Here is a 19,324-nt window from a genome sequence, read left to right as displayed (position 1 = left end):
AAAAGACCATGTAAGAAGACAAAAGAGCTTGTGACAAAGGACAAAAGATAGCCATTAATGAATAATTGGTCTTTTGTCACAAGCTCTTTTGTCTATTGTCTCTTACAAAGCTTCCAGCATGCGCTTGAGCACAGCCTGGGCCGCGTAGGTGCGGTTATTGGCCTGCTCCAGCACCAGCGAGTTCGGCCCGTCCAGAATCTCATCGCTGAGCTCCACGTTCCGGCGCACCGGCAGGCAGTGCATCACCTTGGCATTATTCGACACCTGCAGTTTCTCGTTTGTCAGCATCCAGCCTTCGCCGTCGGTCAATACTTTTCCATACTCCGTGTAGCTCGACCAGTTTTTCACATACACAAAATCTGCCCCCTTTAGCGCCTCCTGCTGGTTAGTGGTAACCGTGGCATTCTTGGTGAACTCATCGGCCAGTTCATAGCCTTTCGGGTGTGTGATCACCAACTCCACATCGGCCTGCCCCATCCATTCGGCAAAGGAGTTGGCCACGCACTGCGGAATAGGTTTGATGTGCGGCGCCCAGCTTAGCACCACTTTCGGGCGCTTGCCGGCTACGGCATTTTCCTTGATCGTCAGCAGGTCCGCCAGGCTCTGCAGCGGGTGGCGCGTAGCCGACTCCAGGCTCACGATTGGCTTTTGGCTGTACTTGATAAACTGACCCAGCAGCTCCTCGTTATAATCCTCCTCGCGGTTCTGCAGTTTCGGGAAAGAGCGAATGCCGATAATATCGCAGTACTCCCCCATCACGGCGGCAGCTTCCTTAATGTGCTCCACCGTGCTGCCGTTCATGATCGCCCCTTCCTGCGTCTCCAGCGCCCAGCCTTCCTTGTCCAGGTTCATCACGATCACGTTCATGCCCAAGTTCTGTCCGGCTTTCTGCGTGCTCAGGCGCGTGCGCAAACTGGGGTTCAGGAAAATCAGGCCCAGCGTTTTGTTCTCGCCGAGGGTTTTATACTTGTAAGGGTTCTTTTTCAGGTGCTGCGCCTCCTCTACCAGCTGGTTTAGGTCGGCTACATCGTGCACCGAGGTATATTTTTTCATTAGATGGCTTGTGGTTCGTTTTGATAAAGGATAGCTTCGAAAGCCTCCAGGAATTTTTCTACTTCGCGCATGCCAATGCAGAGTGGCGGCAACAGGCGAAGCGTATTCTTATCTGAGGATGACCCGGTAAAAACCTGGTGCTCGCCGAGCAGCTGCTTGCGAATAGGGGCGCAGGGCTTGTCCAACTCCACACCAATCATCAGCCCTTGCCCTCTTACCTCTTTTACACCGGGCAACTGGCGTAGCTCCTGCATCAGGCGCTGCCCCATATGCTGGGCGTTCTCCATCAAATTCTCCTCCTTTATCACTTCCAACACCGCGAGCGCCGCCGCACAGGCCAGGTAGTTGCCGCCGAAGGTTGTCCCCAGCATACCATGCTTCGCTTCTATGGTCGGGCTGACGAGCACACCGGCCACCGGAAAACCATTGCCCATGCCTTTAGCGGTGGTAATGAGGTGCGGCTTTACGTCGGCATGCTGGTGGGCAAAAAATTTACCGGAGCGGCCGTAGCCCGACTGTACCTCATCCAGGATCAGCAGCGCGCCAACCTTCTCACAGCCGGCTGCCAGTGCCTTCAGGAAGGCTGGCTCGGGCACCTGTACGCCCCCTACGCCCTGTATGCCTTCCACAATAACAGCGGCCAGCTCTGCACCGTGCTCCTGCAGCGCATTACTAAATGCTGACAGGTCGTTTAGTGGCAGAAAAATGATGTTATCCGTCTTGTTGATCGGTGCCTGTATCTTCTCGTCATCCGTAGCCGCAACGGCTGCAGAAGTGCGCCCATGGAAAGCTCCTTTAAAAGCGATGACTTTCTTGCGGCCGGTATGGAAGGAGGCCAGCTTCAGGGCGTTCTCGTTGGCCTCGGCTCCGGAGTTGCACAGGAAGAGGCTGTAGTCCTCATAGCCACTTAGCTCCCCAAGTTTATCAGCCAGCTCCTGTTGCATGGGAATCTGGACCGAGTTTGAGTAAAAGCCGATGTCGTAGAGCTGGCGCGCGATGCGCTTCACGTAGTGCGGGTGGCTGTGCCCAATGGAGATAACGGCGTGGCCGCCATAGAGGTCAAGGTATCGATTGCCTTTGTCGTCCCAGACGTAGGCGCCTTGTGCCCGAACGGGCGTAATATCGAAGAGCGGATAAACATCAAATACGTTCATGATCTATGGAATAGAATTAGATGTAAGAAGTTAAACAATAGAGAAAATACTTCACGTACATATAGGTAACTGCTTATGGTTGTGTAGTTAAATTGTTGTTCGGGCCTGTTAGTTAAATCGGCAAACTACTAACGAGCAACGATCATCGATGCTAAAAGGCTGCGGCTTTTAACCTGAGCCCCGCCTGTTCCTCCAGCCCGAACAAAAGGTTCATGTTTTGCACGGCCTGGCCACTGGCTCCTTTCAGCAGGTTATCTATTAAACTGGTGATGACCAGGTAGTCTCCTTCCTTCTGCAGGTGCAGCAGGCATTTGTTCGTATTCACTACCTGCTTCAGGTCCGGAGTGTTTTTGCTGATGCTCACGAACGGATGGCTGCTGTAATAGTTGTTATACAAATCCTCGGCCTCAGCCTTGCTTAGCTCACAGCGGGTGTAGCTGGTACACAGGATGCCGCGGGTAAAGGGCCCACGATAGGGTACAAAGTTGATGCCTGGCAGCTCCTGCTGCTGCAGGCCCTGCAGGGTGCGACGGATCTCGTGCAGGTGCTGGTGGGTCAAAACTTTGTAGTTAGAGATGTTCGCGCTGCGCCAGCTGTAGTGCGAGGTGGCACTCAGGCTTTGCCCCGCCCCGGTGCTGCCCGTGATGCCGCTAACATGCACCTCCTCTGTCAGCAGGTTTTGCTGCGCCAGTGGCAGCAGCGCCAGTTGTATAGCCGTGGCAAAGCAGCCGGGGTTCGCGATATTCTGTGCCTGTTTTATACTTTCGCGCTGCAACTCCGGCAATCCGTATACAAAGTCTCTCCCACAACCGCTTACCACCGCCTTTTTTAAGCTTTCATTCCAGCGGAAATCCTGGCTCAGGTCGATGATTTTTATACTTGACGGCAGCTGTGATGCCTCCAGAAACTGTTTCGCAGCACCATGCCCTACGCACAGGAACAACACATCCACGTCCTGCTGCAGCTCATCGGTAAAGTATAGCTCCGTATCGCCGAGCAGGTCTGTGTGCGTGTCGTACACCGGCTTACCCGCCTGGCTGTTGCTGTGCACAAAGGCAATCTCTACGTTGGGGTGATGAAGGAGCAGGCGCAGCAGCTCGCCGCCGGTGTAGCCCGCGCCGCCCACAATGCCTGCTTTTATACTTAGTCCGCCCATTCTGCTGTGTTGTTTACCGTGTGGTACAGCTTGGTTTGATTGCCGAATATCTTGGCAAAGCCCTTCACGTCGTCAGAGGTCCAGGCGCGGTTCATCTCGCCGTAGCTGCCGAACTTGTCGCTCATCAGGTCGTGTGCACTCTCGATGCCCTCTACCTGGAAGTGGTAAGGAGCCAGCTGCACGAACACTTTGCCCGTCACGTTCTGCTGGGTACTCTCCAAAAAGGCCTCGATGTCGCGCATCGTCGGATCCAGCAGCTGCCCTTCGTGCAGCCAGTTGCCATACCAGGCCGACAGCTGATCTTTCCAGTAAAGTTGCCACTTGGTCAGCACGTGTTTCTCCAGCAAGTGGTGCGCCTTGATGATCACCATCGGGGCAGCCGCCTCAAACCCTACGCGGCCTTTAATGCCGATAATGGTATCGCCTACGTGGATGTCGCGGCCAATGGCAAACGGCGCGGCCAGTTCCTGCAGGTGCTGGATGGCCTGTACCGGATGCTCGAATGTCTTCTCGTTTACGCCTTTTAGCTCGCCCTCCTCAAAGTATAAAGTCACGCGCTCCGGCTCGGTTTTGCTCAGCTGCGTGGGGTACGCCTCCTCCGGCAGCGGCAGGTGCGAGGTCAGAGTCTCCTTGCCGCCCACGGATGTTCCCCAGATGCCTTTGTTGATGGAGTACTGCGCCTTCTGGAAGTCCATTTCCACGCCATGCTCCTTCAGGTAGGCGATCTCCTCCTCGCGCGAAAGCCGTTTATCGCGAATTGGGGTGATGATTTCCACCTCCGGGATCAGCGCCTGGAAGACCATGTCGAAGCGCACCTGGTCGTTTCCGGCGCCCGTGCTGCCGTGGGCCACATAATCTGCGCCAACGGCTTTAGCATGGTTGGCAATGGCAATGGCCTGTGTTACGCGCTCGGCGCTCACGCTAAGCGGGTAGGTGTTATTTTTGAGGATGTTGCCAAACACCAGGTAGCGGATGCAGCTTTTGTAGAAGTGCTCCGTCTCGTTCAGGTGGGTGTGCTGTTTTACGCCCATGGCATAGGCCCTGCGCTCAATCTCTCTCAGTTCCTCCTCAGAGAAACCGCCTGTGTCTACAATGGCTGAGTATACTTCCAGGCCGAGCTCCTGAGCCAGGTAAATGGCGCAGTAGGAGGTGTCGAGGCCGCCGCTAAAGGCTAAAACTACTTTCTTCATGTCGTATTTATACTTGCTGATGATGCGATTATACTTGTACAGTGCTCATTTCGGGCGTATTGAACCCCGGCTGCTGCCCCGGCTTCTGCCGATGGCGCAGCCAGCGCTCGTTCACGCTGCTTTGCTTTGGTGCGGGCTTCTTCTCCACTACCGGCAGCGCCATAAAGTCTTTCTCCTTGGCCGGGTCATACAACATGGCGGTGCAAAGGCAGTTGGTGCGGTTTTTACTTTGCAGGATCTCGAAGTTCACGCAGCTGCGGCATCCTTTCCAGAACTCCTCGTCGTCGGTGAGCTCAGAATACGTCACTGGCGTGTAGCCCAGGCCGGAGTTGATGCGCATCACGGCCAAAGCTGTGGTCAGGCCGAAAATCTTAGCGTCGGGGTACTTTGTGCGCGACAGTTCGAAGATCTTCTGCTTGATCTGGCGCGCCAGCCCGCTTTTGCGCAGCTCCGGCGACACGATAAGCCCCGAGTTGGCCACATACTTGCCGTGTCCCCAGGTCTCGATGTAGCAGAAGCCGGCCCAGGTGCCGTCCTGGTGCAGGGCGATCACCGCCTTGCCCTCCAGCATCTTCTGGGCAATATAATCCGGAGAGCGCTTGGCAATGCCGGTGCCGCGCGCCTTAGCCGACGATTCCATCTCGTTGCAGATCTGCAAGGCATGGATAATATGTTGCCCTTGGGCAACCGTCACGATGAAAGTGGGTTGATCCATTGGTAGAAAAGTATAGCCATGCTGCTTGGGCACAGCTAAAAATCAGCTTGTTAAAAATTAACCGGAAACAAAATGAATGCAGCGAAACAGCGCCTCAGGCCTGAGCCGGACAGCTATAGATCGTGATGCAATAAATGATTGGGGAATGACTACCGCATAGGCAGTCGGGAAAAACGCAGGCTACCGCCTGTAGCGGACTGCAGGGATAATGGTCCTCAAAACTGCCTTCGCTGAAAAGGCAGAAAAAGTCGCACCCTCCGTGGCCGGAGCGTGTTTTATCATGTCAGATGATAAAAGCGGCTTTTTTTTCATTTCAATGTTTAAGTATAATGTGGGTCCGTGTTATACCCTTATTAGCAGTACAAATGTTTCGCAATAGAAATCATTTTTGCAACCCTTAGCCCAATTTTATTTAAAAGTTCATACTATCGCACCATTTTCTAATATAAACAGGGTCATCCCCGCCATTTCAATGGCCCGATATGCTTGTAAGCCAAAAATCGTAACTTGCGGCTGCAACGGCCCTGGTGGCTGCTTTTATACTTGCTCCCATGAAAAACCTTTCTATCCGCGTGATGATCGGCATCCTGTTCTCTGTTGTCGGGTTAGCCTCACTCCTTTTCACACGAGATGCGCTGATGTCTGCCATTTGGCTGAGCTTTGGCAACGGTCTCATACTTTCTGACCTTCGCCTTACCGGAGTAGATGAACAGGGAAAGGAGTTCGTAAAGCCCATTCCGAGAGCACGCACCATTGTCGCCTTGGTACTGATCGTTTTTGCCGTACTGCTGCTACTCTTCCAGATTTTCCTGGATCTGCAGCAGGGAGGAAACACCCAGCTGCGTTAGCGTCAGATACGGCTCTGCAGCACCACATCCACATCAATAATCTCCTGTTCCCGCTTCAGGCGGAGGCGTAGTTTACGGCCTGGCTTGCTGTCGAGCATGTTCAGGAGGTCCTGCAGCTGCAGCTCGTTACAGTCTTTGCCGTTGATGTGCAGGAGCTGGTCCCCTGGCTGCATGCCCACCATCTTGGCCGGAGAGTCCTCCACCACGTTTGAGATCGTGTAAAAATTGATTCCGGGGAGAGGCGTGCTAATCTCGAAACCCGCCATGTTATAGTTAAAGGGTTCTTTGAACCGGCGGTTCGGGATGAGCGTGATCTTCTGGTGGGGATAGTCGAAAATAACGGTAAAGCGCTTCAGAATATCGGATCCAAGGTTGCCGTTACGGCCGGCAATGTTAAAAGCCAGCTCCACCGCCTCCTCGTCGGGGTAAGACGCCGGCAGGTTCTCCATCTCGTACTTGCCTAGCTTGAAACCTTCCAGTCTTCCTATTTTACCATTTATATCACCTCCCAGCCCTCTTCCCAGGTAAGCCTGCATCACCTTTGGGGGTAAAGCCAGGCGCTCGTTCGTGGGCAGGTACAGCGAGATGCTGTGGCTGGCCCCGGTATCCACAATCAGCTTCACGTCCAAAGAGTCGCCGTTGTACTGCCGCACGGTGGCGTAAAGGTAGGGCTTAGCGTCCTCTATCTGCAGTGGGTACTCTTCCGCCTTTCGCTTTTTCTTCACTTTATAATCTGGCCTGTACAAGGTTAAAGTCTCGTTGCTATAGTTAACCTTCACGATAAAATTCTTGAAGATATCATAGCCGATTATGCCATGGACAGGCATCCCCATCCGCAGCGAAAGGTTAAAAACCTCCTCCAGCAGCACGTATACTGTGTGGTTTTCGCCTTTGATGCCAGGCATGTACATGTTGTTACCGGTGCTGTGGAGCGCCTCTATTGTATGTCCCTCTCCCAAGCCCCTTATCTTTATCTTGTTGGAGCCATTCAAGTCAAGGGAATCGGAAAAGTATAACTGCGTAATGAGTGTATTCTTTACGCCCGAATCCAGAATGAAATTGAGGGGCTCAGAGTTGTTGATCCGGACCGGCAGCACAATTAGGTTGTGCACGAGTTTAAAAGGAAGCGTGATCTTGTTGCGGTTTGTGGTGAGGTAAACCGTATCCGACTGCTGTTGCAGCGGCGCCTGGGCTCTAACATCGGCTATAACGAGAAGCAGACAGGCGCAGAGCATTATGGGGAAACCGGCTGGTCTCATAGGCGGCGGATTGGCAGGTAGAACTACACTTTACATCATAGTATAATAATACGATATTTTTGCCTTTACCGGTCAGCTCTGGCGGCTTATTTCTTTTTTATCGGCGTGCCGTCACCTTACTTGCAGGCCAAAAAATACCTGTCTCCGCCACGCGCCCTGCAGCGCCACCCGCTGTGCCAAAGGTGCCGCCGTTAAATTGAACTGAGCCAATACCAGGAAAAAGAAGTCGTTTAACCATCAAATCGCCCGGCAACGGCAAACCAAGGCAATTTTGCACAAATTTTATGCTACAAAAGCAGACCCACTGCTCTAACCAAGCAGCTTTATGGCTTTTTAGATGCATTTAGCCTCAAAAAATCTTAACTTAAGGTTTACTGCTTTAGTGAATACTTCAACAAACTTATACTTTTCTAATAGATGCACTACATCGACCTGTCAATATTCGTGCTCTACATGCTGGCTATGCTGGGGGTAGGGTTTTACTTCCTGAAAAAGAACGAAGGCGCTGAAGATTACTACGTAGGTGGCCGCAGCATGAGCAGCAGCCATATCGGACTCTCGGTGGTGGCCACCGATGTAGGTGGCGGCTTCTCCATCGGGCTGGGCGGGCTGGGCTTTGCCATGGGGCTTTCAGGCTCCTGGATGCTGTTTACAGGACTTTTGGGAGCATGGCTGGCGGCGGTGTTTCTTATCCCGAAGGTGAAAAGCAACCCGGCTTTTGCCAACTTCCTGACCTTCCCGCAGATTTTCGGGCATTACTTTAATGCGCGGGTGGCGTTGCTGGCAGGCATCATCTCCGCTATCGGCTATACCGGCTTCACCAGTTCCCAGATTCTGGCGGGCGCCAAGCTCGCCAGCGGCACCTTTACCAACCTCGACCTGAACACGGCCCTGCTGATCATGGGTGTGATTGCTGTGGTCTATACAGTCATGGGTGGCCTGAAGGCGGTGATCTACACCGACACCGTGCAGTGGGCAATCCTGATGGGGGGCCTGGTGTTTATCGGCATTCCGGTCTCTTTTCTGGCGGTTGGCGGTTTGGAGACGCTCGATTTTTCGCAGATCCTGAACCCAGCTTATCTTGCAGCACAAGGCGGAAAAAGCATGGCCGCCATCCGCAGCACAATTCCAAGTGAGTTTCTGAGCCTCACTAACATCACCTGGCAGCAGATCGTGAACTGGAGCATTACGATCATCCCGATCTGGTTTGTGGGCATGACGCTGTACCAGCGCATCTATGCCTGCCGCGATGAGAGAACGGCAAAGCGCGCCTGGTTTATTGCCGGATTCTTTGAGTGGCCGCTGATGGCCTTTATGGGCGTGAGCCTGGGCATCCTGGCCCGTGTGGCTGCTGAACAGGGCATGTTCGACGCTTTGGGAGCCGGCGCCGTGGTAGACCCGGAAACCGGGCTGCCCATGCTGCTGCGCTCCGTGCTGCCGGTTGGTCTAATGGGCCTGATGCTATCCGCCTACTTCTCGGCCATACTTTCTACCGCCGACAGCTGTCTGATGGCCTCCTCCGGCAACATTGTGTCGGATGTGCTGAGCCACTTTTTCCGCATAGACCCGGAATCGCCCAAGACCCTGCGCCTCTCGCAGGTGGTGACGCTGCTGGTGGGTATTTTCGCGCTGTGGCTGGCCACCATGATGACCAACGTGCTCGACCTGATGCTCTACTCCTACGCCTTTATGGTATCCGGCCTCTTTGTGCCGGTGCTGGGGGCGCTGTTCTGGAAAAAACGCAGCAACGTGGCGGCTTTCTGGGCAATGCTGGTGGGTGGTTTGGTTACAGTTTTGCTCCAGGTAAACACCTTGGCAGCCCCGGCACCAGGGGCTGACTTAGGTGGCCTTGCGCAGGCCATACATCCTTACTTCCCGGCGGAGGCCAGCCAGAGCTGGCTGAGTTTAAGCCCCTTGGATTTGCGCGAGCTGATAGGGCGTACACTTTCTGCCAACAGCATCGTACATATCCCGTGGATGGACCTGACGTTTGCCCTTCCCTTTAACCTGGACCCGAACTTATTTGGCCTCACAGCCTCCCTTATACTTTACATATCGCTAACATTTTTATACCCTACTAAAACCACGAAAGAAACATGGCAGACAACAACGGCATCAGCTACCACCGCTATACCCCAGGAGATAACTCAGGGCTGAACCGCGACGAAGTTCTCGATTTCCTGTTTGAGCACCTGGATGAGTACGGAGACAAGCGCGAGGATATTGCCAAATGCATGGATTACGCCCTCTCCGAAGCCGAAGGAAAGGGTGGCTCAGTGCTAGTGGCCCGCGAAAACAACCAGGTGGTGGGAGCCCTGATCCTGAACAATACCGGCATGAGCGGGTATATACCAGAGAACATCCTGGTGTACGTGGCGGTGCATGGCAGCACCCGCGGCAAGGGCGTGGGCAAAGGGCTGGTGCAACTGGCTATAAACAACACGCAAGGCAGCATAGCCCTGCACGTAGAGCCGCAAAATCCGGCCCGCCACCTGTACGAGAAGCTGGGCTTCTCAAATAAGTATTTGGAGTATAGACTAACGAGATAGCATGGCAGTTCTGAAACTGTACCACAATAAACTAAAGCATAATTACGAGCACCTGGACCACGTGTTCAAGGAGCGCGGCATCGACTGGGGCGTGGTGACCAAGCTGCTCTGCGGCCTGGAGCTCTACCTGAAGGAGGTGCTGGACCTGGGCGTGCGGGAGGTGCACGACTCCAGGGTCACGAACCTGAAGGTGATCAAGAAAATGGCCCCCGAAGTGCAGACGGTGTACATCAAGCCGGCCCCTAAGCAAAGTATACCAGACATCATACAGTATGCGGACGTAAGCTTTCAAACGGAGCTGGAGATCATCAAGCTTCTTTCGGAGGAAGCGGTAAGACAGCAAAAACTGCACAAGATCATCATCATGATCGAAATGGGTGACCTGCGCGAGGGCGTGATGGGCGAGGAGCTGGTGGGCTTCTACGCCAAAGTATTCGAGCTGCCGGGCATCTCGGTCATTGGCCTGGGCGCCAACTTTAACTGCCTGCACGGCGTGATGCCTACCCAGGACAAGCTCATCCAGCTTTGCCTGTACAAACAGATCATCGAGACGAAGTTCAACCGCCAGATTCCCTGGGTTTCCGGGGGTACCTCGGTAACCATACCGCTGCTTTTTAACCACCTGCTACCCAAAGGCGTGAACCACTTCCGAATTGGCGAGGCCCTGTTCTTTGGCCTTAACCTGTTCACCAACGAGACGTTTGAGAACATGCACGACGATGTGTTTGAGCTGGTGACGGAGATCATTGAGCTCACGGAGAAGCCGATGATCCCCAGCGGCGTACTGGCAGAGAACCCGAGCGGCGAAAGCTTTGAGATAGACGAGAGCTTGTATGGCAAAACCTCGCACCGCGCTATTCTGGACGTGGGCCTGCTGGACATTAACCCAAAGTTCCTAATCCCAAAGGACGAGAACATCAGCGTGGTCGGCGCCAGCTCTGATATGCTGATTGTGGAGTTGGGCCAGAACGAGCAAAACTTTAAAGTGGGTGATGTGCTGCGCTTTAACCTGCGCTACATGGGCGCCCTTAGTGTGCTTAACTCACGGTACATAGCGAAAGAGGTCGTGAAGTAGCAGCCCAACACCTCTTGCTAAAGCCACAGTTTGCTTAGGCAGACTGTGGCTTTTTCTATTAATCCTCGCGCCGTTTTTACCGCCTGTCTTGCTCTGCAGAACCGTATTGCAGAACATTTACACAAAGGGCAACGTCTTTAATCACACGTGTAACCAACACATCTAGACCTTGAACAAGAGAACTGCCGCCAAACCAAAGCTATACCGCCGCATTCTGTACCCGCTCCTGGAGTTTGTCCGGGCGGAGTCCTTTAGCGGCATCCTGCTGATGTTCGTCACGCTCATCGCCATTGCCTGGGCTAATTCGCCGTGGGCAGACACTTACGAAAAAGTATGGAACACCCCGTTCACCATTGCCTTTGGGGACTACGGCCTTACCAAAGCCGCCATACTTTGGATAAACGATGGCTTGATGGCCATTTTCTTTTTTGTGGTGGGCCTGGAGATCAAACGGGAAACGATGGTGGGCGAGCTTTCTTCCATCCGGTCCGCCGCTTTCCCGGTGACGGCCGCCCTGGGTGGTATGTTTGTGCCGGCCGGCATCTTCGTTCTCCTGAACCTGAACAGCGAAGGCCTGCCAGGCTGGGGCATCCCCATGGCTACCGACATTGCCTTTGCCCTCGGTATACTTACACTGCTGGGCCCCCGCGCACCGCTCTCGCTCAAGCTCTTCCTGATCGCCTATGCCATTGTGGATGATATTGGCGCCGTGCTCGTGATTGCGCTGTTTTATACTTCAGAAGTAAACTTCCTGAGCCTCTGGATCGGCTTCCTCCTTTTTGGACTGTTGCTGGTGGGTAACGCCCTGAAGATGCGCAACATCTGGATCTACATCCTGGTTGGCGTGATCATGTGGGTGGCTTTCCTCAAGTCTGGGGTGCATGCCACGGTGGCAGGCATTTTGCTGGCCATCACCATTCCGGGCCGCTCTAAGATCACGGAGGAAGAGTTTGTGGGCAGCACCGCCAATATCATCGAAGATCTGCACGCCAACCATCTGGCCGCCCAGCAGGACCCGGAGTTTGAGCCAAAGGATGAGGTGTACCAAGGCGCGGTGTACACCATCGAGAACAACTGCGAGGAAGCCCTTTCGCCCATGCACCGCCTGGAGCACGCCCTGCACCCTATCGTAGCCTATGCCATCATGCCGATCTTCGCGTTGGCCAATGCCGGCATTTTCATCAATGCGGATTTAGTGGGCAGCCTTAGCGCTGCTTTACCGATGGGCATCATACTTGGGTTGGTGCTGGGTAAGCCGCTGGGTATACTTTTATTTGCCTGGCTGGCCTCTGTCACCGGCATCGCGTCCAAACCGAAGAGCTTTAATTGGATGCAGTTGTTCGGTGTAGGCTTGTTGGGAGGCGTTGGATTTACCATGTCGATTTTTATTGCCAACCTGGCCTTTGCCAGCTCACCTATGCTGCCGCTCTCCAAGCTCGCTATACTTTGCGCTTCCGTGGTGGCCGGCACTGTGGCTTACCTCATCCTGCGGTTCTCCGGGCCCAAGCCGGTTACTGACCGAACGGAGGCTTAGCCTCTTGCGGGGCTAGCAAGTAGCGAGCCTTTACGGCAGCCGCAGTGCAGCAGATGAGCCGAGCAGATATGATAAAACAGCAACGCCCTGCCTCTTTTCTGGGGCAGGGCGTTACCATTAAGCAACTTCTTCAGCATTTTCTCATGGGGAAAGCAGGGCATCCAAAAAGCCCATGTCCTCATCTCTTTTCTTAAACACCAGCAGCGGGATGTCCAGGTCGTGGCGCAGGATCTTCTCGGTGACGCTGCCCAGCACAAACAAGGCCGCCGCCGACATGCCTTTGGCCCCTATCACCAGCATGTCCGCGCGGTTTCGCTTGGCCTCCACCACCACTAGCTCGCCAATGTCATCTTCGTCCTCCAGCCGCACCAGCGCCAACTCTGTGCGCCCCTGTAGTTCCGGGAAGCGCGAGATCAGCTTGTTGTATTTCTCCTGCGCAAAGCCCCGCATGCGCTCGTCAAAGGCTTCATACGTCATGCCCAGGGTGCGGTAGCCGGATGGTACCTGGTAAGCGTTCAGGCATACCACGTGGATATCGGGTTTCTCCTTTGCCACCTGCAGCACACGCTCCAAAGCCATCACGCTGTACTCAGAGAAATCCACGCTCACGACCACGTTGCGAAGCTTTGGCTCGAAATTCTCCGGCACGAACAGCACGCTCCTGCGGCCTGTGCGCAGCAGTTTCTGCGCCAGCACGCCCGTGCCGCGCAGGCGTAGCTTACGTCCCATCAGCAGCAGGTCCACGTTCTTAATTTTACTCCAGTGGAGGAGCTCCTTAACCGGCGTTCCCTCCTCTACCAACACCTCCACATGCACGTGCGGAAGCTGCTGAAAGGCCGGACCAACCTTGGTCATGATCATCTCGCGGATGCCCTCATCGGCAGGCAACCCTGTGCGCTCCAAGCTCTGCAGCAGCTCGCTAGGCACATCGAGGCTTTTTTCTACATGGATAAAGTAAACGGTCTCCACATGCAACTCATGGCTCAGGAAGGCGGCATAATGCACCATTGAGTCATCCATTGCTGTGAGGTCAAGCCCCACCATCAGTCGGTTGATCTTGTTCATAGTAGTATTCCTTATTGGTTGTTTTCTCTAAAAACTTGCCGCTACAGCCTGCTTTGGTCTATTTCCGTACCTAATAAGCGGGGACTGGGAAGTATACTTTCTTTCCATACGTTAACATACAAAAATTTTATCTAAAAAGCCGGGTTTCATGCTCTATGCGCTACTGTTTGGGATAATCACGGCGGCCGCTGCCCCACTGCTGCATCGGTTTCTGGGCCGCTTTGTGGTAGTGCCCATGGTGCTGGCGCCGCTCCTGCTCTTCATCTTTTACCTGGGCTTTATGCCTGAGGTGCTACAGGGGCAGCCGGTGACGCAGGAACACGGTTGGGTGCCGGAGCTGGGCATCAACCTGCAGTTCCGGCTGGATGGGCTGAGCCTGCTCTTTGCCTTGCTCATATCATTCTTTGGGGTGCTGGTGATGTACTATGCCAGCGGCTACCTGGAGGGCGACCCCTTGCTGGGCCGCTTCTACCTGTACCTCATGCTTTTCATGACGGCCATGCTTGGGCTGGTAACCTCCGACAATATTTTCGTGCTTTTTGTTTTTTGGGAGCTCACCAGCGTCAGCTCATACCTCCTGATCGGGTATAAACAGGCTGACAAAGATGCCCGTGTGGCGGCATGGCAGGCGCTGCTGGTCACGGGCCTTGGGGGGCTGGCGCTGATGGGCGGGCTTATTCTTCTAAGTATTGCTGCCGATGCCTTTACTTTTACCGACTTACTGGAGAAACGGGCAGTGGTACTACAGCATACGTTGTACCTGCCTGCTCTCATGCTGATTCTGCTCGGTTGCTTCACAAAGTCAGCCCAGTTCCCGTTCCACTTCTGGCTCCCCAATGCCATGGCAGCGCCTACGCCTGTCAGCGCCTACCTGCATTCGGCTACCATGGTGAAAGCAGGAATATACTTGCTGGCCAGGCTTACGCCCGTCCTCTCCGGCCCCGACGCGTGGCACTATACCTTGATGGCGGCTGGAGGCATCACGGCCGTACTAGGCGCCTTCCTGGCCTTGCAGCACTCCGACCTCAAGGCCATACTGGCCTACACCACCATCAGCGCACTGGGCTTGCTGGTGACCATGCTGGGCATTGGCGATGAGTACGCGCTAAAGGCCATGCTGGTGTTTCTGCTGGCCCACGCCCTGTACAAGGGCACACTGTTTTTGGTGGCCGGCGGCGTAGACCACAGCACCGGCACCCGGGACCTGACCAAGCTATTCTGCCTGGGCAAACAGGTAAAACCCATTGCCTCGGCCGCCACCCTGGCCTCGCTTTCCATGGCCGGCGTTATACCGTTCCTGGGTTTTGTGGGGAAAGAGCTGCTTTACGAGGCTTCCCTGGAAAGCTATCTGCTGCTGCTCATCAGCATGTTCACCGGACTGGCTTTTGTTGCTGTGGCTATCCTGATGAGCTATCGTATCTTTTGGCGGAAGGGAGAGGAGAAAACGCAACTGCACCACAGCCCCGGCTTCAGTCTCTACTTCCCACCGCTGGTTTTGGCCTTTGGCGGGCTGCTGTTAGGGCTGCTCGTGGGCACCGTGCCGCTACCGTTGCTGCAGGAGAGCGTCCGGGTGGTTACGGCTAACCCTGCCATGGAACTCAAGCTGAGCCTGTGGCACGGGTTTACGCCGGTGCTCGGGTTAAGCCTGCTCACCCTGCTGCTGGGCATGGTGCTGTACTATTTCCTGCCCCGGCTCCAGCACCGCGCCACGGCCTTGCAGCCGCTCTACCGCTTAGGCCCCGACGCTACTTACCACCGGCTTTTCGAGTTGTTTTTGCATGGGGCGAAGGAATTTATACTTAAGCTGCAGAACGGGCACCTGCGCAGCTATGTGATGTACATCATGTTCTTTTTCTGCGGATTGCTTCTCTACGTCCTTTGGCGCGACACCCCGGGCCTGGACATGAGCGAACGGGTAGAACAGCTGCACGAGCTTAGGCTGTACGAGCTGGTGGTGCTTTTCTTGGTCATCTCCGCACTGGTTTTCCTGCTGGGCACCCGCTCCCGCCTCACCTCCATCGTGGTGATGGGGCTTATAGGTTACTCGGCGGCATTGTTCTATATACTTTTTGGGGCACCGGATGTGGCCGCCACCCAGCTGCTCATCGAAACGCTCACGGTTGTGATCTTCGTGCTGCTGCTGCACAAGCTCCCCGCCTTCACCTACCTCTCGCACCAGTTTATGAAGTACAAGTTTATCGGTATCTCGGTGCTGTTTGGGGCGCTGATGACCTATGTAATGCTACTGGTGCAACAGCAGGCGATGGAATCAGAACTGAAGGAGTACTACGGCAAGGCAAGCTTACTGGAAGCACACGGCCGCAACATTGTAAACGTGATACTGGTAGACTTTAGGGGATTGGACACATTAGGAGAGATCACGGTGCTGGCTGTGGCGGCGTTGGGTATTTTCTCGCTGCTGCGCCTAAACCCGGAGAAAGGAGGAAAACCATGAGAACTATCATATTTGCCACTGCCATCCGCTACCTCACCCCCCTGTTCCTGCTCTTTTCGGTTTACATCCTGTTCCGGGGCCATAACCACCCCGGGGGTGGCTTCATCGGCGGGTTGATTGGGTCTATCGCCTTCGTGTTTCATGTGCTGGCGCACGGCTCGGATCGCACACTGGACGCGTACTTTCGCTTCAGGCTTTACAGCCAGGCACGGCAGCCCAGCCTGGGCGCTCCGCAGCACATGTTGAGGCTGATGAGCGCTAACACCTGGAACAGGTTTCCAGGCACTCCCACCCCAGGATGGCGCTACCATATCATCAAACTAAGGCCTGCATACATGATCGCGGCTGGGCTCTTTCTGGCGGCCACAAGCGGCACATTGGGCCTTCTGCACGGCCTGCCCTTCATGTCGGGTTTTTGGCTGGAAGGCAAGCTTCCGATCATCGGTTCGCTGGGCACGCCCCTCCTCTTCGATGCAGGGGTATACCTGCTGGTGATGGGGATGATCCTGAAAATGGTTTTTACGATGTCTAAAGAATAGAAGAATGGAAACGCTGCTTCCGCTCATGGGGGGAACCCTTTTTGCCGTGGGTTTATACTTTATCCTGCACCGGCACTTGTTCAAGGTCATATTGGGCCTTATACTTTTCGGCCTGGCCACCAACCTGTTCCTGTTCGTGATTGGCGGGCTTACGCGTGGCGGCAGCGCGATTCTTAAGGAAGGGCAGCAGGTAGCCACCGAACCCTATGCCGACCCTGTGCCGCAAGCTCTCTTGCTCACGGCTATCGTCATCGGGTTTGGCATCCAGGCTTTTGCCATTGTGCTCATACGCCGCGTGTACATGACGTTCCACTCCAACAACCTGGATGAGCTGCAGAAAGAAAACGAACCACACTAACCTCCAGCCAAGGGCTGGCCGCCTACCCGCCAGCGCTGCGTGCCCGCGACAGAATAACCGCTAATCTTCCTATATGACCTCAGACCTACTGCTTGTTTTACCCTTGCTGCTTCCGCTTTATGGTGCCCTCGTGTGTTTTGCCTTCTGGCAGCAGGAGCAGTGGCAGGCATTGATGGCAGGGCTGGTGCAGGTGGCATGGCTGCTGGTTATGGTACTGCTGATGCAACGGGTGCTGGAGCAGGAGGTCATATCCACCCAGGTGGGTAATTGGCCGGCGCCTTATGGCATTACACTGGCTGCAGATGTTTTCAGTGCGCTGATACTGCTATCGGCTGCTGTTATCGGGCTGGCGGTGTATTTGTTCAGCCTGCAGGGGCTGGACGTGACGCGCAGGCGCTTCGGCTACTACCCACTGCTGCTTTTGCTGCAGATGGGCGTAGGGGGCGTGTGCCTTACCGGCGACCTGTTTAATCTCTTCGTATGGTTCGAGTTACTGCTGATTTGCTGCTTTGCCCTGCTTAGCCTGGGCGGTACCAAGGGACAGCTGGAGGGAACGCTCAAGTATGTCACCATTAACTTTCTGGCGTCGGGGCTCTTGCTGACGGGCGTAGGCATCATGTACAGCCTCTTCGGCTCCCTGAACCTGGCAGAACTGGCCTTGCTGGTGCGAACGCCGGATCACCCGAATATCCGTTTACTCAGCATGGCCAGCGTATTTTTTCTGGTTGGTTTTGGCATTAAGGCGGCTATCTTTCCGTTGTTTTTTTGGTTACCGGCCTCCTATCATACCCCGCCCGTTGCTATTTCCGCCTTCATTGCGGGTCTGATCACTAAAGTAGGCATGTATACTTTTATCCGGCTGTTCACCCTGCTCTTCGTGTCGGACCTGGATTTTTTGCTGCCGCTGCTGGCCATCCTCTCGGGCCTGACCATGGTGATCGGGGTTGTTGGAGCCGCTGCGCAGACCGACTTCAAGAAGATCCTCTCCTTTCATATCATCAGCCAGATCGGCTATATGCTGATGGGGCTGGCCATTTACACACCGTTGGCTCTGGCGGGCAGCGTGTTCTTCATCATACACAACATCCTGGTCAAGACAAATCTGTTTCTCATCAGCGGGGTGGTGGCGCAGCGATACCGCACGTTCTCGTTGAAAAAGCTGGGCGGGGTTTACCTGCAGCAGCCGTGGCTGGCGGTGCTGTTCCTGCTCTCGGCGTTGAGTTTGGCGGGCACCCCGCCTCTTTCCGGCTTCTGGGGCAAACTCATGCTGGCCAAGGCAGGCCTGCAGGCAGGGGATTACGTGCTGGTGGGCGTCTCGCTGTTGGTTAGCCTTATCACCCTTTTCTCCATGACCAAGATCTGGAACGAAGTGTTCTGGAAGCCAAGGCCTTTCCCTACCAAAACCGATAACATCCTGGCCCCTGTGAACCCGCTGCGGCTGTGGCAACTGTACCTGCCGGTCGTCATGCTGCTGGGCTTCATCCTTTTTATCGGCCTCTACGCCCGCCCGTTGGTGCAGTTGTCGGAGCGGGCTGCCACACGCCTTCTGCACATCGAAACGTACACTGATACAGTACTATCAAAGAACGCCAAAAATAAAACAGGCTCATGAGGCTCCTGCTGATCCATATTATTCTAGCCATCCTGCTGGTGTATACCTTCTTCCACCGCCCTTTTGTGGCGGTGCCTTACAGCGCCATCAGCGCAACGATACTGTTTGCCTTGGTTTTTACGGTACTGTGGCTAAGTTCCTACTTTTACAGACGCTCCTATTTCCTTAAGATACCAAAGCTGATTCGTTTCCTCCTCTTTTTCATGAAAGAGTTGTTTGTGGCGAACCTGAAGATCGCATACGACATCATTACCCCGCACTACCGCATGCAGCCCACTGTGATGGCCTATCCGCTGGAGGCCCGTTCCGACCTGGCCATTTCCATCCTGGCTAACATGATTGGCCTGACCCCGGGCACGCTAAGTATTGACGTGAGCGCAGACCGCACCACCCTTTACGTGCACACGCTATACCTGAAGCACGGCGATGTGGAACAGCTCAAGCAGCACATAAAGAATGGATTTGAACGAAGAATATTGGAACTGACAACATGACGATTTTCCAGATAACCCTGATCATTGCCATAGCGATGTTGAGCATCTGCCTGCTGCTCACGGCCATCCGTTTCGCCATTGGCCCCACCCTGCCTGACCGTGTCACCGCTTTCGACCTGTTCGTAGCCAACGTGATCGGCATTATCGTGATTTACACTGAGCTTACTGACAATGAGGATTTTATCGACGTGGCCATGATCCTGTCATTATTCGGCTTTCTGGGTTCCATATCGTTCGCCTATTACATCATGAGAATTAACAAATAGAC

At 54.6% G+C, this 19,324-nt stretch carries 18 protein-coding genes; 11 read left to right on the top strand and 7 right to left on the bottom strand.

The features are described 5' to 3' along the window. Nucleotides 1-102: 102 nt before the first annotated feature. The 5 genes from PXG97_RS00830 to PXG97_RS00810 all read right to left on the bottom strand — a co-directional run bounded on the left by PXG97_RS00830 (nt 103) and on the right by PXG97_RS00810 (nt 5,268). On the bottom strand, nt 103-1,053 hold the full coding sequence (locus tag PXG97_RS00830; protein ID WP_276495812.1) for a Rossmann-fold NAD(P)-binding domain-containing protein: 951 nt from the start codon (nt 1,051-1,053) through the stop codon (nt 103-105). Further along, nucleotides 1,053-2,207: an aspartate aminotransferase family protein gene (locus tag PXG97_RS00825; protein ID WP_276495811.1), complete on the bottom strand. Its 1,155-nt coding sequence runs from the start codon at nt 2,205-2,207 to the stop codon at nt 1,053-1,055. Before PXG97_RS00825 ends, PXG97_RS00830 begins: the two co-directional genes overlap by 1 nt. 151 nt (nt 2,208-2,358) lie before the next feature. Then, nucleotides 2,359-3,363, bottom strand: a complete 1,005-nt coding sequence (argC, locus tag PXG97_RS00820) for an N-acetyl-gamma-glutamyl-phosphate reductase (RefSeq protein WP_276495810.1) — start codon at nt 3,361-3,363, stop codon at nt 2,359-2,361. Beyond that, the gene (locus PXG97_RS00815; protein WP_276495809.1) at nt 3,351-4,553 is read right to left on the bottom strand and encodes an argininosuccinate synthase; all 1,203 of its coding nucleotides are present in this window, start codon (nt 4,551-4,553) and stop codon (nt 3,351-3,353) included. The genes argC and PXG97_RS00815 overlap by 13 nt, the downstream gene beginning before the upstream one ends. Nucleotides 4,554-4,581: 28 nt before the next feature. Then, nucleotides 4,582-5,268, bottom strand: a complete 687-nt coding sequence (locus PXG97_RS00810; RefSeq protein ID WP_276495808.1) for a GNAT family N-acetyltransferase — start codon at nt 5,266-5,268, stop codon at nt 4,582-4,584. Nucleotides 5,269-5,819: 551 nt separating this feature from the next. Here PXG97_RS00810 and PXG97_RS00805 point away from each other — a divergent pair. After that, the gene (locus PXG97_RS00805; RefSeq protein WP_276495807.1) at nt 5,820-6,116 is read left to right on the top strand and encodes a hypothetical protein; all 297 of its coding nucleotides are present in this window, start codon (nt 5,820-5,822) and stop codon (nt 6,114-6,116) included. A gap of 2 nt (nt 6,117-6,118) precedes the next feature. On the opposite strand, the gene PXG97_RS00800 is transcribed toward PXG97_RS00805, so the two are convergent. Further along, the gene (locus tag PXG97_RS00800; protein WP_276495806.1) at nt 6,119-7,375 is read right to left on the bottom strand and encodes an aspartyl protease family protein; all 1,257 of its coding nucleotides are present in this window, start codon (nt 7,373-7,375) and stop codon (nt 6,119-6,121) included. Between the two features lie 417 nt (nt 7,376-7,792). Between PXG97_RS00800 and PXG97_RS00795 the strand changes: the two genes are divergently transcribed. The 4 genes from PXG97_RS00795 (at nt 7,793) to nhaA (ending at nt 12,533) form a co-directional block, all read left to right on the top strand. Beyond that, nucleotides 7,793-9,532, top strand: coding sequence for a sodium:solute symporter family protein (locus tag PXG97_RS00795; protein WP_276495805.1), 1,740 nt, complete (start codon nt 7,793-7,795; stop codon nt 9,530-9,532). Further along, a complete protein-coding gene (locus PXG97_RS00790; RefSeq protein ID WP_276495804.1) occupies nt 9,472-9,924 on the top strand; it encodes a GNAT family N-acetyltransferase in 453 nt (150 codons plus the stop codon). Before PXG97_RS00795 ends, PXG97_RS00790 begins: the two co-directional genes overlap by 61 nt. 1 nt (nt 9,925) lies before the next feature. Then, the gene (locus tag PXG97_RS00785; protein ID WP_276495803.1) at nt 9,926-10,999 is read left to right on the top strand and encodes an alanine racemase; all 1,074 of its coding nucleotides are present in this window, start codon (nt 9,926-9,928) and stop codon (nt 10,997-10,999) included. 169 nt (nt 11,000-11,168) lie between these two features. Then, nucleotides 11,169-12,533 (top strand): Na+/H+ antiporter NhaA, encoded by a 1,365-nt coding sequence (nhaA, locus tag PXG97_RS00780; protein WP_276495802.1) that lies wholly within the window; start codon nt 11,169-11,171, stop codon nt 12,531-12,533. 141 nt (nt 12,534-12,674) lie between these two features. Here nhaA and PXG97_RS00775 read toward each other — a convergent pair whose 3' ends face one another. Continuing rightward, nucleotides 12,675-13,598 (bottom strand): universal stress protein, encoded by a 924-nt coding sequence (locus PXG97_RS00775; protein ID WP_276495801.1) that lies wholly within the window; start codon nt 13,596-13,598, stop codon nt 12,675-12,677. A 148-nt stretch (nt 13,599-13,746) separates the two neighbouring features. Here PXG97_RS00775 and mbhE point away from each other — a divergent pair, with 148 nt between their 5' ends. The 6 genes from mbhE (at nt 13,747) to PXG97_RS00745 (ending at nt 19,322) form a co-directional block, all read left to right on the top strand. After that, nucleotides 13,747-16,053 (top strand): hydrogen gas-evolving membrane-bound hydrogenase subunit E, encoded by a 2,307-nt coding sequence (gene mbhE / locus PXG97_RS00770; protein ID WP_276495800.1) that lies wholly within the window; start codon nt 13,747-13,749, stop codon nt 16,051-16,053. Beyond that, nucleotides 16,050-16,592, top strand: coding sequence for an MnhB domain-containing protein (locus PXG97_RS00765; RefSeq protein ID WP_276495799.1), 543 nt, complete (start codon nt 16,050-16,052; stop codon nt 16,590-16,592). Before mbhE ends, PXG97_RS00765 begins: the two co-directional genes overlap by 4 nt. 4 nt (nt 16,593-16,596) lie before the next feature. Then, nucleotides 16,597-16,950: an NADH-quinone oxidoreductase subunit K gene (locus tag PXG97_RS00760; protein ID WP_276495798.1), complete on the top strand. Its 354-nt coding sequence runs from the start codon at nt 16,597-16,599 to the stop codon at nt 16,948-16,950. A 73-nt stretch (nt 16,951-17,023) separates the two neighbouring features. Further along, nucleotides 17,024-18,562: a proton-conducting transporter transmembrane domain-containing protein gene (locus PXG97_RS00755; protein ID WP_276495797.1), complete on the top strand. Its 1,539-nt coding sequence runs from the start codon at nt 17,024-17,026 to the stop codon at nt 18,560-18,562. After that, nucleotides 18,559-19,056, top strand: coding sequence for a Na+/H+ antiporter subunit E (locus PXG97_RS00750; RefSeq protein ID WP_276495796.1), 498 nt, complete (start codon nt 18,559-18,561; stop codon nt 19,054-19,056). The genes PXG97_RS00755 and PXG97_RS00750 overlap by 4 nt, the downstream gene beginning before the upstream one ends. Then, nucleotides 19,053-19,322, top strand: a complete 270-nt coding sequence (locus tag PXG97_RS00745) for an MrpF/PhaF family protein (protein ID WP_276495795.1) — start codon at nt 19,053-19,055, stop codon at nt 19,320-19,322. The genes PXG97_RS00750 and PXG97_RS00745 overlap by 4 nt, the downstream gene beginning before the upstream one ends. The last annotated feature ends 2 nt before the right edge of the window (nt 19,323-19,324 follow it).

This window comes from Pontibacter litorisediminis, from assembly GCF_029360645.1.
Taxonomy (GTDB): domain Bacteria; phylum Bacteroidota; class Bacteroidia; order Cytophagales; family Hymenobacteraceae; genus Pontibacter; species Pontibacter litorisediminis.
This window is presented reverse-complemented; position numbering and strand designations above follow the sequence as displayed.